This is a genomic window from Streptomyces sp. CA-250714, from assembly GCF_050936705.1.
Taxonomy (GTDB): domain Bacteria; phylum Actinomycetota; class Actinomycetes; order Streptomycetales; family Streptomycetaceae; genus Streptomyces.
On the sequence record NZ_JBNJMI010000001.1, the window covers coordinates 376,881 to 390,470 of the forward strand.

9 protein-coding genes are annotated in these 13,590 nt (G+C 70.8%); 3 read left to right on the forward strand and 6 right to left on the reverse strand.

Features of this window, described 5'->3' with window-relative positions:
• The first annotated feature begins 84 nt into the window (after nucleotides 1-84).
• Nucleotides 85-1,515 carry a purine-cytosine permease family protein gene (locus ACQEU8_RS01855; RefSeq protein WP_433096050.1) on the forward strand — a complete coding sequence of 477 codons (1,431 nt, stop codon included), beginning with the start codon at nucleotides 85-87 and terminating at the stop codon, nucleotides 1,513-1,515.
• A 202-nt stretch (nucleotides 1,516-1,717) separates the two neighbouring features.
• Here the strand turns inward: ACQEU8_RS01855 and ACQEU8_RS01860 are convergent, their stop codons facing one another.
• Nucleotides 1,718-1,966, reverse strand: coding sequence for a hypothetical protein (locus ACQEU8_RS01860; protein ID WP_433096052.1), 249 nt, complete (start codon nucleotides 1,964-1,966; stop codon nucleotides 1,718-1,720).
• 139 nt (nucleotides 1,967-2,105) lie between these two features.
• Entirely contained in the window at nucleotides 2,106-2,399 is a 294-nt protein-coding gene (locus tag ACQEU8_RS01865; protein WP_433096054.1) for a hypothetical protein, read from the reverse strand.
• A 214-nt stretch (nucleotides 2,400-2,613) separates the two neighbouring features.
• Between ACQEU8_RS01865 and ACQEU8_RS01870 the strand changes: the two genes are divergently transcribed.
• Complete coding sequence (locus tag ACQEU8_RS01870) at nucleotides 2,614-3,585, forward strand: glycoside hydrolase family 16 protein (protein WP_433096056.1); 972 nt, start codon at nucleotides 2,614-2,616, stop codon at nucleotides 3,583-3,585.
• Between the two features lie 82 nt (nucleotides 3,586-3,667).
• On the opposite strand, the gene pulA is transcribed toward ACQEU8_RS01870, so the two are convergent.
• From pulA to ACQEU8_RS01885, 3 genes are all read right to left on the reverse strand, one after another.
• A complete protein-coding gene (gene pulA, locus ACQEU8_RS01875) occupies nucleotides 3,668-6,382 on the reverse strand; it encodes a pullulanase-type alpha-1,6-glucosidase (RefSeq protein WP_433096058.1) in 2,715 nt (904 codons plus the stop codon).
• Nucleotides 6,383-6,642: 260 nt separating this feature from the next.
• On the reverse strand, nucleotides 6,643-7,782 hold the full coding sequence (locus tag ACQEU8_RS01880) for a Glu/Leu/Phe/Val family dehydrogenase (RefSeq protein ID WP_433096060.1): 1,140 nt from the start codon (nucleotides 7,780-7,782) through the stop codon (nucleotides 6,643-6,645).
• Nucleotides 7,783-7,811: 29 nt separating this feature from the next.
• Nucleotides 7,812-10,793, reverse strand: a complete 2,982-nt coding sequence (locus ACQEU8_RS01885) for an FAD-binding and (Fe-S)-binding domain-containing protein (protein ID WP_433102087.1) — start codon at nucleotides 10,791-10,793, stop codon at nucleotides 7,812-7,814.
• 223 nt (nucleotides 10,794-11,016) lie between these two features.
• Between ACQEU8_RS01885 and ACQEU8_RS01890 the strand changes: the two genes are divergently transcribed.
• Nucleotides 11,017-11,934 (forward strand): LysR substrate-binding domain-containing protein, encoded by a 918-nt coding sequence (locus ACQEU8_RS01890; RefSeq protein ID WP_433096062.1) that lies wholly within the window; start codon nucleotides 11,017-11,019, stop codon nucleotides 11,932-11,934.
• A gap of 130 nt (nucleotides 11,935-12,064) precedes the next feature.
• On the opposite strand, the gene ACQEU8_RS01895 is transcribed toward ACQEU8_RS01890, so the two are convergent.
• Nucleotides 12,065-13,471 carry an amino acid permease gene (locus ACQEU8_RS01895; protein WP_433096064.1) on the reverse strand — a complete coding sequence of 469 codons (1,407 nt, stop codon included), beginning with the start codon at nucleotides 13,469-13,471 and terminating at the stop codon, nucleotides 12,065-12,067.
• Between the last annotated feature and the right edge of the window lie 119 nt (nucleotides 13,472-13,590).

A 13,590-nucleotide genomic window follows, 5' to 3' on the forward strand; every position in this document is an offset into this window, starting at 1 on the left:
CGATGTATTGACGGCCATTCACTCGGACCCCAGCATGAATACCCCCATACAGAACCGCGGGGTGCGAGAAAGAAGGTGCAGCCGATGGCCGAAGTGGTGGAGCGGCGCTCGATCGACGTCGTCCCTGATGCGGAGCGACACGGCAAGGCGTTCAGTCAGTTCACTCTCTGGCTGGGTGCCAATCTCCAGATCACCGCCGTGGTGACGGGTGCACTTGCCGTCGTCTTCGGCGCGCAGGCCTTCTGGGCGGTGCTCGGCCTGCTGATCGGCAACCTGCTCGGCGGCGCTGTGATGGCGCTGCACTCGGCGCAGGGACCCCGGCTGGGGCTGCCGCAGATGATCTCCAGCCGGGCCCAGTTCGGGGTGCGGGGCGCGGTGGTGCCGCTGGCGCTTGTGATCGTGATGTACATCGGTTTCTTCGCCAGCGGCAGTGTGCTGGCCGGCCAGGCGGTCGGAGAGCTGACCCACCTCGGCGAAACGCCGGGCATCATGCTGTTCGCGCTGGTCACCGCGGTGGCCGCCGCGGTCGGTTACCGGGTCATCCACGCCCTGGGCAGGGTGGCGAGCCTGGTGTGCGCGCTCGCCTTCGTATATCTGGGCTTCCGGCTGCTGGAGCGCGCGGAGCTGTCCGAGCTGCTCGCCGATCGCACGTTCTCCTTCCCGCTCTTCCTGCTGGCGGTCTCGCTGTCCGCCTCCTGGCAGCTGGCCTTCGGCCCGTACGTCGCCGACTACTCGCGCTATCTGCCGCGGGCCACCTCGGCGCGCGCCACGTTCTGGTGGACGCTGAGCGGCTCGGTGCTGGGCTCGCAGTGGTCCATGACGTTCGGCGCGCTCGCCGCCGCGGCGGCCGGCCCGGCGTTCGTGGGCCACGAGGTGAGCTATGTCGTGGGGCTGGGCGGGGTCGGGCTCATGGCCTCGTTCCTGTACTTCGTCATCGCCCTGGGAAAGCTGACGATCAACGTCCTCAACACCTACGGCGGCTTCATGTCGATGGTGACCGGCGTCAGTGGTTTCCGGGGCCAGCGCGAGCTGGGGCCGCGGGCCCGGGCCGGCTACATCGCCGCCATCATGGTCGTCGGCACGGCCGTGGCGCTGGCGGGCAAGGACAGCTTCCTGACCTCCTTCAAGGACTTCCTGCTCTTCCTGCTCACCGCGTTCACGCCCTGGTCGGCCATCAACCTCGTCGACTACTACCTCATCGCCAAGGAGCGGTACGACCTGCCGGCTCTCAGCGATCCGCACGGCCGGTACGGCGCCTGGCGGTGGAAGGCCCTCGCTGTCTACGCCATCGGTCTCGCCGCGCAGTTCCCCTTCCTGGTGACCCACTTCTACACCGGCCCGCTGGTGGATCCGCTCGGCGGGGCCGACATCTCCTGGCTCGTCGGGCTGGCCGTGCCCGCCGCGCTCTACTGGGTGCTGGCGCGTAGCGACACCGCGCACATTCCGGCCCACACCATTTTGGCTCCGCCGGCAGCGAGGGAGGCCGCGCCTGAGGCTCCGCGCGTGCCGTCGTGACCCCGCCCGGTGTGCGCCGCGCTCCCCCGAGGGTGCCCCTGTCCGCCGCTTGCGGGCTGCGGCTACGTCGTGGCTGGTGGGGGCACCACCCGGCCGGAGGCTGGGGGAGCAGTTCCCCGCGCCCCTGACGGGGCGCGGGGGTCTGCGAAGCTTGGGCAGGCTGCTCCCCCAGCCTCCGGCCAGGAGGTGGTGCCGGGTGACGTCACGCGCCCCTGTGGGTGGTTCGGACGCCGGGAGGGACGGCAGTCGGTCCCGGGGTTTCGCCGCCCGTGCGGGGCATCGCGGCCCGGGTCCAGCGGACCAGGCGGTCGAGAACCTCGAGCACGAACTCTTGGCGCCGAGGCGGAAGAAAGGGCCACGTCAGCCACGCGGGGGCGGACAGCAGCACGACTGCCAGCACGGGCAGCAGGAACAGTGCGGCGAGGAACGGGCGCGACAGCCACATGGGCATACGTCAACCTCCAGGGTCTTCCCCGAAAGGGAACCGTGCTGGACGGCGACGCGAACTGGGCACCCCAGGCGCACCAGCGCATGGAGTCTCCGGCGGGAGCCGACATCCAGAGTTGCTGGGACCATACCCCCGATGCCGCCTATACAACCTGGAGTTCGAGCAACGCGGTCGCCTCAGCGGCGGGGGGATCATCGAAGTAGCCCGTGCCGAAGACCTCGGGGAAGACCGGCCGTCCACTGCGCACCACGTCGTCGAGCCGCTCCCAGCCGCGCACCATCAGCGGGTCCGTGAAGACGTCGGCGAGGGCGGCCAGGGAGCGGGGCGCGTCGCGGCGCAGCGCGGCACAGACTGCCGTCAGGGCGTACGCTCCGGCTTCTCCACGGCTCCAACTCCCCGCCGCGGGCTGCCGGTTCCTCCGAACGGTCCCGACCACTCGGAGATCATATTTAGGTGAGCCCAGCCTTTGCGTCTCTCCCCGCAACAGACGCCGGGCCCGCCCGCACTGCAGTTGGGCACCGCCCGAACGGAAGGCCGGATGCCCGTATCCGCCCGTTCACGCCGGAAGCCTTGACGCTGGTCCAGACCTTCGGCACGGTGCGTGCCGTGAGAGCGCTCATCCACCCCCCACTGTTAAGGAGCGCATCGTCATGGTTCGCCATGGAAGGAGACACCGTCGGCGCCGCCCGGCATTGCTGGTCGCAACGCTGACGGCCCTCGGCGCGCTGGCGCTGCCGACGGCGCAGGCCGACGAGGCCTCGCCGCAGCGGCGTGCGGAGGTCGGCAAGAAAGCACAGGTCACCCAGGAGGTGTGGCGCACCGACTTCGACGGCGCCGCAGGCTCACTGCCCTCCGGGGACGACTGGATCATCGACACCGGCCACGGCTATCCCGGCGGCCCGCCCAACTGGGGCACCGGCGAAGTGCAGACGTACACCGACAAGCCGGAGAATGTGCAACTCGACGGCGACGGACATCTGAAGATCACCGCCCTCAAGGAGGGCGACTCCTGGACCTCGGCCCGCATCGAGACGAGGCGCACCGACTTCGCGGCGCCCGAGGGCGGCAAGCTGCGCATCTCCGGGAGCCTCAAACTGCCCGAGGTCTCCGGGGAGGGGGCGCTGGGCTACTGGCCGGCCTTCTGGACGCTGGGCGCCGACTACCGGGGCAACTACCAGAACTGGCCCGGTGTGGGCGAGTTCGACATCATGGAGAACGTCAACGGCCAGAGCGCCGCGCACGGCGTCCTCCACTGCGGCGTCAACCCCGGCGGGCCCTGCAACGAGACCCAGGGCATCGGCAAGAACGCCACATGTGGCGGCACATGCCAGGGCGGCTTCCACGAGTTCGCCATCGAGCTCGACCGCACCGGCGCCACCGAGGAGTTGCGCTGGTACCAGGACGGCCAGCACTTCCACACCGTGCGGGAATCCGACATGGACGCCGCCACCTGGAAGAACGCCACCGACCACGGCCATTTCATCCTGCTCAACCTGGCGATGGGAGGCGCGTTCCCCGACGGCGTCGCCGGCCACCCGACCCCCACCGCCGCCACCGCGTCCGGCGGCTCACTGCTCGTCGACCACGTCGCCGTGGACGTCACCGCCCCCGCAGCGCGATAGCTCCACACACGAACGCGCGGCTCCGGCCTGGACCGGGGCCGCGCACCGCGTGCTTGGGGCACTCAGCGGTGTTCCCCGGGCTTCAGCGGTGCTGCTGGAAGACGGCGACGGTGCGGGCGGGGACGGTGAAGGTGCCGGTCGACTTCTCGTATCCGGACTGCTTGACCACCGGATCGGTACCGGCAGCTTGTACGGGGTGGAGCCGGTACCCGCGTGCGGCGGCGCCCGGGAGGCGCTGGGTCTGCTGTTGTGGGGTGGCGTTGAGGACCAGCACCAGATTGTCCAGCTGAGCGGTAACCACGCCGGGCGTCTCGCCGGCCGCGGGTCCGGACAGCGGGAAGGAGAGTGAGCGCTGCACCTCGGCGGTGGTCCTCTTGCCGAAGGCGGGCTCGGTGGTGCGGATGCGTACGAGGTCGCGGTAGGCGGCGGCGGTGGCCGAGATCTGCGAACAGCCGGGCGTCAGGCGCGGGTTGGTGAGCAGAGGCTTGGCGTACTGCCACTTCGGTTCGTTGTCGGCGGCCGGGGGCAGACCACGGCCGAACCCGTTGCCGCGACGGCAGTCCCAGTGCAGAGCGTTGAACCAGTCGCCCGAGTCGTAGGAGTTGCGGTCCAGGGACTTGGAGCGGAGCAGATCGGAGCCCGCGTGGGAGAGTGCCGGGCCCTGCGAGAGGGCGGCGGTCGCCATGCCGAGCACCTGCATCCGGGAGCGGTCACCGGGCGTCGTGGTGGGCGGCAGTTTGAAGGCGAGCGCGTCGTAGAGCGTCTCGTTGTCGTGCGCGTCGGCGTAAGCGAGGGCGTCGCCGGGCCGCTCGGCGTACCCGGCGGGTGCGCCGTTGTAGTCGACTTCCGAGCCGGTGACGCGGCGGCCGCGGGAGTCGGTGAAGCGGTAGCCGGCGAGGTTGCCGCTGAGCCCGACCTTGATCAGGTCCTGGTAGTGCAGCAGGCGTACCCGCTGCTGTGCCCGGCTGCCGTTGGCGGGTGCGGAGTTGGGGTCGGTGTAGAGCCCGGAAGCGAAGCCCTGCACACGCGGATCCTCGTCGAAGGGGCCGCCGCCGCGGATCGCGTCCCGGGCCCGGTCGGAGAAGGTGGCGATGCCGGTGCCCGCCATGTTCTTCTGGGTGGCCTGGGTGAACCGGGCGTCGTCGGCGATCTCGCCGAAGTTCCAGCCTTCGCCGTACAGCACGATGTTCTTGCCGTCCACTCCGTCCCTGGCCGGGGTGAGCGCGTCCAGGGCGCGGCGGACCGCGAGGATGTTTGCCTTGGGGTGGTGGCCCATCAGGTCGAAGCGGAAGCCGTCGACCTTGTACTCACGGGCCCAGGTGACCACCGAGTCGACGACCAGTTCGCCCATCATGACGTGCTCGGGTGCCGTGTTGGCGCAGCAGGTGGAGGTGGCGACGGTGCCGTCGGCGTTCAGCCGGTGGTAGTAGCCCGGAACGATCCGGTCGAGGACGGAGCGCGGATCCTGGCCGCTCGCCACCGTGTGGTTGTAGACGACGTCCATGACGGTCCGCAGCCCGGCCCGGTTGAGGCCCTGCACCATGCCGCGGAACTCCCGGGTACGGGAGGGGCCGTCGGGCCGTGACGCGTAGGAGCCCTCCGGGACGGTGTAGTGCTGCGGGTCATATCCCCAGTTGAAGGCGTCCTTCCCGGCGCTTTCGCGTACGCACTTCTGCTGCTGGTCGGAGTCCGGAGGCAGCGCGGGAAGGTCGCAGGCGGGCTCCTGCCGGTCCGCACGCCGCTCGGGTACGGAACTGAAGTCGAAGGCGGGCAGCAGATGGACGTGGGAGGCTCCGGCGCGGGCCAGCTTCCGCAGATGCCGCATACCGTCCGAGCCGCGGGCGGCGAACGCCCGGTAGCCGCCCCGGTCACCGGCGGGCACCGTACGGTCGTCGCGGGAGAAGTCGCGGATGTGCAGTTCCTGGATCTGCGCGTTCCGCAGCGGTGTGGGCTCGGGCTTCCGCAACCGGGACCAGCCGGGCGGCGCGAGCCGTGGGTCACGCAGATCGGCGGCGACGCTCCGTTCGGAATCCGCGGTGAGGGCTGTGGAGTAGGGGTCGGTGACGTCGTTGGTGACGATCTTCCCCGCACTGGGCGACCACACGGTGATCCGGTAACGGTACGTCGCGCCGCGCCAGTTGCCCTCGCCCCGCCAGACGCCGCTCGCCTCGTCCCGGTGCAGAGCTACGGACCGGCCCGCGGCCAGCGCCCGTACGCTGCGCGCGGTCGGCGCCCAGACGGCGAGGGAGGTGCGGCGACCGCCATGGAAGGCGGGGCCGAGCCGCGCGTGCTTCGCCCTCCCCTCCTCCGCGTACAGGTCGTCCAGGACGCCGGGCAGTTGTACGCCGGTGGCAGCCGACAGCTCATCCTCCCCTGCCGTGGCCACGATCTGCCCGCGCAACGCCTTGCGCAGTACGCCGAGGTCCTGTCCGGATACGCGGTAGGCGTCGTAGTCGGCGGCCAAGTGCGGCCACTTCGCGCGCTGTTCGCGGTCCAGGCCGCCCGGCACCCGTGTCAGCGGAAGGACACGGCCCCCGCCGGTGAGCCTGCCGTCCCGTACGGCCAGATCACCGTGCGGATCGGTGACCAGCCGGTGGGGCGCCTCGGGATCACCCAGCGTCTTGGGCCAGGCCACCGTCGTGCGGTCGATCCACTGCACCCACGCCTTGCCGAGGTCGGTGTCGCCCCTGCCTGGCGCCCCGACGGCGGGACCGGCCGAGGCGCCTGTGAGGGGCAGGACGAGTACGACCGCGAGCAGAGCTGTACGGAGACGCTGCGCTGGGCGGAGTCGCTGCACGGGCGGGGCTCCTTCACTGGCGGGGCAGGCCGGGCACGGGCTTGAGCGAGGTGGAACGTAACAGCTTGCTGAAACTTACGGAAGACATTGCGCACCCTCCCCGCATGGGGCTGCGCTTGCCCACCCTGCGCCCCTGGCGCAGACTGCCCAAGCGCAGCAGGGGGGACGCGGACGCGCCCCGTAAGGGGCGGGGGGAACTGCGCGCCCAGCCACAACGCACCCGCAGCCCGCGAACAAACGGCAGGGGCACCCCCTCAGCGCTAGAGCCGTCGCTTACTACGCATCGCGGCGACAACGCGCTCCTCGGCGAGGCGGCGACCAGCGAGGTGGGGCGTCGTGGCACTGCGCCGGGCTGCTTCGAGGACGGCCAACGCATTCGCACGCAGCCGTTCCGAGATCGACTCGAAGATGGCCGAAGTCTCGGGGCGAAAGCCCGAGTACCGGGCGTCCATGGCGAACGCCGCCGCGACGACGCCGCCCGCGTTGGCGACGAAGTCCGGCACGACGGTGATACCGCGTGCCGCGAGTACGGTCTGCGCCTGCGGCGAAGTGGGCAGGTTGGCGCCCTCCACCACGAGCCTGGCCTTGATCTGGTGGGCCGTTGCCTCGTCGATGACGTCCTGGAGTGCTGCGGGCACCAGGATGTCGCAGTCGACGGTGAGTTCGTGGCCCGGCGCCAGGAGAGTGCCCTGAGGGTGCCGGGCGACGAAGGCGTCGCCGTGTTCCTCGCGCGCCGCCTGGAGCGCCCGCACATCGAGTCCGCTGGGGTCGTGCAGGGCACCCCGGGCCGTGGAGACGGCGACGATTGTCGCGCCGAGTTCCGCGAAGCGCAGGGCGGCGGCGTGGCCGACGGCTCCGAAGCCCTGTACGGCCACCCGGGAGCCGCTGAGCGGCAGTTCGAGGTGCTGGGCTGCGGCGTCCGCGGCCTCGGCGACTCCGAAACCGGTGACCCCGAGCTCGTCGTAGGCGACTCCCCCGAGGTGTCCGGGGGTGCCGACCGCGGCGCCTCGGTCGCCGAGTTCGTCCTGGATGACGGCCGCGTCGTCCTCGGTCAGCCCCATGTCGAGGCCCATGACGTACTCGCGGGGCACCTCGTTGGACAGCGCCCGCGCGAAGGCCCGCAGGATCGCCTCCTTGTCCGGCGAGGCGGGGTCAGCGGCGATGCCGGCTTTGGCGCCCCCGTAGAACAGGTCGACACCGGCCCACTTCCAGGTCATGACCCGCGCCAGCCGGGCGATCTCCCCGACGGAGACGTGCGGGCCCATGCGGGTCCCGCCCTTGCCCATGCCCCGGGCCGTGTTGTCGATGACCAGCACGCCTTTCATGCCGGTGCGCCGGTGGGAGACGACGACGATCTTTTCGGGGCCCCAGTCGTCGACGAGGGAGAGGGCGTCGGTCACGGTGCGATTCCTTGTCTCTTCGGAGGGATTCAGGACTCGGTGTGCAGGGCGCGGACGATCAGTTGCGCGAGATGGGTGCCGCTGCGCGAGGTCTGCTGGGCGATCTGGGTGCGGCAGCTGAAACCGTCGGCCAGCACCACGGTGTCCGGCGCGGCGGCGCGGACGGCGGGCAGCAGGACCTCTTCGCCGGCGGCGACCGATACGTCGTAGTGGCCGCGTTCGAAGCCGAAGTTGCCGGCGAGCCCGCAACAGCCGGAGTTCAGGACGCTGTTGCTGACCCCCATGGCCGCGAGCAGGGTGCTGTCGGCGCCGAAGCCGCTGGTCGCGTGCTGGTGGCAGTGGGTCTGGCTGATGGCGCTCGCCTCGATACGGGGTGGTTCCCAGCCCGGGGTGTGGTGGACGAGGAGTTCGGACAGGGTGCGGGTGTGCTGTGCCAGGGCCCGCGCTTCGGCGTTGCCGTCGAGGAGTTCGGGCAGATCCGCCTTGAGGGCCGCGGTGCAGCTGGGTTCCAGCCCCACGACGGGGATTCCGGCACGGGTGAAGGGGGCGAGCGCTGTGGCGGTGCGGCGGGCGATACGACGAGCCATGCCCAGCTGCCCGGTGGTGATCCAGGTCAGCCCGCAGCACTGGGTGCCGTCGGGTACCTGGACGGAGTACCCGGCGTGTTCCAGCACCTCGACCCCGGCCTTGAGCACGTCTGGGCTGAAGTGGTTGTTGAAGGAGTCCACCCACAGCACGACCGGGCCGCGGTGGCCGTCGCCCCGGTCGGTGCGCGTACGGAACCAGGACAGGAAGGTGCGGTCGGCGAAGCGCGGAACCTCCCGCTCGGCGGCGATACCGCCGAGACGTTTGACCGCCGGTGCGAGTCGGGACGCGGTCACCGCGTTGACCAGCCGGGGCACACGTGCGGCCGCGCGGGCCAGCAGTGGCAGCCAACCCATGGAGTAGTGGGAGGCGGGGCGCAGGCGCCATCGGTAGTGGTGGTGCAGGAACTCCGCTTTGTAGGTGGCCATGTCGACGCCGACCGGGCAGTCGGTGCTGCACCCCTTGCAGGACAGGCACAGATCGAGTGCGTCACGTACCTCCGTGGACCGCCACCCGTCGGTGATCACCTCGCCCTGGGTCATCTCGTACAGCAGCCGGGCACGGCCCCGGGTGGAGTCCTTTTCGTCCCCGGTGACCCGGTAGCTGGGGCACATGACGCCGCCGCCACCGGGCGTGGCCGTACGGCATCTGCCGACGCCGACGCATCGGCGGGCGGCCTTGGCGAAGTCCCCGTCGTCGGCGTGGAACGGGAAGACGGTGGTCAGCGGCAGGGGTGTGCGGTGCGGGCTGACGCGCAGATTGCCGTCGACGGGCAGCGGATCGACGATCATTCCGGGGTTCAGCCCGTTGTCGGGGTCCCATACGGCCTTGAACTGCTCGAACAGCGCGATGACGGCGGGCCCGTACATCAGCGGCAGCAGTTCCGAGCGTGCCTGTCCGTCGCCGTGTTCTCCCGACAGTGAGCCGCCGTGCGCGGCGACGAGTTTCGCGGCGTCGGTGACGAAGGAGCGGAAGACGGCGGTGCCGTGCTCGGTGGTGAAGTCGAAGTTGACGCGCACGTGCAGACAGCCCTCACCGAAGTGGCCGTAGACCGCTCCGCGCAGTCGGTGCTGTTGGACGAGGTCGGTGAAGTGGCGCAGGTAGGAGCCCAGTTGATCGGGTGGAACGGCGGCGTCCTCCCAGCCGGGCCAGGCCTCGGCGTCTCCCCCGGCGGCCGTCGGCCGGGAAGCGCCGTCCGCCGCCGACCGGGAGGTGCCGTCCGCGTCCGGCAGGGAGGCGCCCCCGCCTGGCAGCCGCGTGGCCAGGCCTGCGCCGTCCTCGCGGATACGCCACAGTTGCCGGGCCCGCGCGGGGTCGGTGACCACTTCGCTGCTGGTGAAGCCGGTGGTGGTGCCCGCTGCCGTGGCGAGTGCTGCGGCCCGTGCGGGCAGCTCTTCCTCCGTGCCTCCGAGTTCGGCGAACAGCCAGGCCTGTGCGCGGGGCAGGGTGTCGATCGTCTGCCGGGTTTCGGGTCTGGTGACGATGTCGGTCAGCGCCCGGTCCAGCCCTTCCAGGGCCAGCAGTCGGTGCTGAAGAAGTTCGGGGACCGCGTCGGCCGCGGCGCAGGCGTCCTGGTAGCCGAGCACGACCAGGGCCCGGGCGGGCGGGGGCACCACGAGACGGACGGTGGCGGAGAGGATGAGAGCCAGCGTTCCTTCGCTGCCCACCAGTGCCCGGGCGAGGTTGAAGCGGTGCTCCGGCAGCAGCTGTTCCAGCGCGTATCCGGACACTTGCCGGGGGAAGCGCCCCAGTTCGGTACGGAGTGTTGCCAGGTTGTCCTCGGCCAGCCGGTGCAGGGACGCGATGAGCTCGCCCCGGTCGCCACCGGCGGCGACGGCCTCGTCGATCTCGGCCCGCGTCATCTCGCCGAGGCGCAGCACCGTGCCCCGGTAGGTGACGACTTCGAGTTCCGCGATGTTCTCCGCGGTGCGTCCCCAGGCCACGGAGTGCGAGCCGCAGGCGTTGTTGCCGATCATTCCGCCCAGCGTGCAGCGGCTGTGGGTGGACGGGTCGGGGCCGAAGCGCAGCCCGTGCCGGGAAGCGGCCCGCTGGAGGTCGTCCAGGACGATGCCAGGCTGCACCGTGGCGGTGCGGGCGTCCGGATCCAGTGCGAGCAGGCGGTTGAAGCAGCGGGAGAAGTCGACGACCACGCCGGAGCCGACGGCCTGCCCCGAGGTGCTGGTGCCCGCGCCACGTGAGGTGACGGGTACGTCCAGACGGCGGCAGACGGCGAGGGTGTTGAGCACGTGCTGCCGCTGGCGCGGGAAGACGACGGCCAGCGGGATCTTCCGGTAGTTGGAGGCGTCGGCCGAGTAGGCGGCGCGGCTCCCCGGGTCGCCGCGCACTTCCCCGCAGCCGCCGCGGCTGAGCGCCTCGGTCACCGTTGCCGCGTCGAGAGGTTCCGGTACGTGCGCTGTCGCGGGCACTGCGGTCACTGCGGTCGCTCCTTCTCGCTCCACGGTCGTGTTCGACCCGGTCCACGCCACGATCCGCGTCCGGCGGCCGGAGCCACAAGACCCAGCAGGCCGAAAGAAAACACCGCCCAGGCGAAGCGATGCTTATGCTTTACCGCACCACGCGGCCCGGCCCGTCTCACACCCGCGCCTGTGCCCGGACGCCCGCGGCGTGCCCGCACCCCAGGAGGATCCGTTGCTCAAACCACAGCATCTGCTCACGCTGCGGGCCGTCGTGCGCAGCGGCTCGTTCGTCATCGCCGCCCGCGATCTCGGCTACACCTCCTCCGCGATCTCGCAGCAGATCTCGGCGCTGGAGAAGGAGACGGGGCTGACCTTGTTCGAGCGGGAGGCGCACGGTATCCGTGCGACCACGGCGGCCCATCGGCTGGTCGACCTCAGCATCCCGGTGCTGGCAGCGCTGGACGAACTGGACCACCAGGTGCGGCAGCTCGCCTCCGGTGCGAGTGGCCGGCTGAGGCTGGGCAGCTTCCCCACGGCCGGTGTCCGGCTGGTGCCCGCGGCGTTGTCCGAGCTGGCCCGGACGCACCCGCGAGCGCAGATCCAGCTCGAGGAGGGCGAACCGGACGAACTCGTGGCCGCGCTCAACGAGGGCGAGCTGGATGTGGCCTTGGTGTACGAGTACGGCCTCGATCCCCGACAGTGGCCCGAGGGCCTGAGTTGCCACCCTCTGCTGCGGGAGGATCTGGTGCTCCTCAGGGCCCGGGACAGCGGCTTGAGCAGTCGGCTGTCCGGACTGTCCCGGGCCCGGTGGATCACCAGCAGGGAGGGCACGGCCGGGGCCCTCACCCTGGTACGGCTGTGCGCGGCGGCCGGTTTCGAGGCCTCGGTCGCCTTCCGCAGCAACAACTACGACGTCGTACGGGAGTTGGTCTCCACCGGCCTCGGGGTGGCGGTCGTACCGGCGCTCGGGCACTCGCCCGATAGGGCGGTCGAGGCCACCCGGCTCAGCCGGCGGTCGGCGTTCCGGCGGGTGCTGGCGCTGCACCGGAGCGAGAACAGCAATCCGCTGCTCGGCCGGATGCTGCGCTCCTTGCGGAGTGCCGTGCCGGAGGGGCCGTATGTGCACCCCGCGCATGAGGACCCCGGCTAAGGCTTGGCCGGTGACTCTTGCGCCGTCCCTCCCCTGTTCCGGGGTGGGGGTGCCCCTGCCCGAAGCCCGCGGGCTGCGGGTTCGTTGTGGCTAATCGCGCAGTTCCCCGCGCCCCTTACGGGGCGCCCCTTTACGGAGCGCGTTCCGCGACGGCGACGTCCTGCTCCGCAGCGTCGGACATGTCGTCCAGGGCGTCCAGGTCCACCGAGCCGCCGGGCATCACCTGGCGGGTGCGGCGGTAGCCGTAGGCGGCGTAGATGAGCAGGCCGACCAGGAGCCAGGCTCCCAGTCGCAGCCAGGTGTCCCACTGCAGGAACGACATCAGCCAGACGGAGAAGAGGATGCCCAGGATGGGAACCACCGGCATTCCGGGGCAGCGGAACCCGCGCTTGAGGTGCGGTTTCCGGTAGCGCAGGATCAGCACGGACGCGCACACCACCATGAAGGCCAGCAGGACGCCGATGTTGGTCAGTTCGGCCACGGCGTTGATGGGCAGCACCCCGGCGAGCAGCGCGGAGACGGCTCCGATGATCCAGGTGGCGCGGTGCGGCACCTTGCGCTTGGGGTGGATGGCGCCGAACCAGGCCGGCATCAGCCCGTCCCGGCTGAGGGCGTACCACAGGCGGGAGGCGCCCATCATGAAGGAGAACGTCACGGTGACGATGCCGACGACGGCCCCGACCGCGACGACGTTGGCCAGCCCGCCCAGCCCCACGCTCGCCAGGGCGCTGGATATGCCGCTCTTGGGGTTGAGTTCGCTGTAGTGCTGGAGTCCCGTGAGCACGATGCAGACGAGGACGTAGAGCGCCATGGAGATGCCCAGCGACAGCATCATGGCCTTCGGCAGCTTACGGCGGGCCTCCAACGACTCCTCGGCGGCGGTGCTCAGCGCGTCGTAGCCGAACACGGCGAAGAAGACGGTTGCCGCACCGGTGAACGCTCCGCCGAGCCCGAACGGCGCGAAGGGGTGCAGGTTGCCGGTGTCGATCTTGGCGAAGCCGACGACGATCACCAGCAGCACGATGGCGATCTTGATGATGGTGAGCACGGTCTCCACCCGGGCCGAGGTGCGGGTCCCACGGGTCAGCAGCCAGGCGACGGCCAGGCAGATCACCACTGCCAGCAGGTCGATCCGGTGGCCGTCCCCGGTGCCGGGGGCGCCCAGCGCCCAGGTCGGCAGATGGAGGCCGACGGCGTTCAGCAGAAAGTCGAGATAGCCGGACATGCCGATGGCGACGACCGCGACGATCGCGGTGTACTCCAGCAGCAGGTCCCACCCCACGATCCAGCCCACGATCTCCCCGAGGACCGCGGCGCAGTAGGTGTAGGAGGAACCGGCCTTCGGGACCATGCCAGCGAACTCGGCGTAGGCGAAGGCCGCGCACAGCGACGCGGCCCCGGCCACCAGGAACGAGATCAGTACCGCGGGGCCCGCGGTGTCCCTGGCGACGGCCGCCGCCAGGCTGAAGATGCCGGCTCCGATGATGGCTCCGACACCGATCATCGTCAGCTGCGTCAGTCCGAGGGTGCGCACCATGCGCTCACCGGTGGGCTGTTCGGAGGGAAGGGTTCGTCTGAAGATTCCACGGGGGCCCTTCCCCAGCAACGGGGGAAGGGCAGCAGGCTTCGAGGGGTGCTTGGTGGACATCGCTCGCT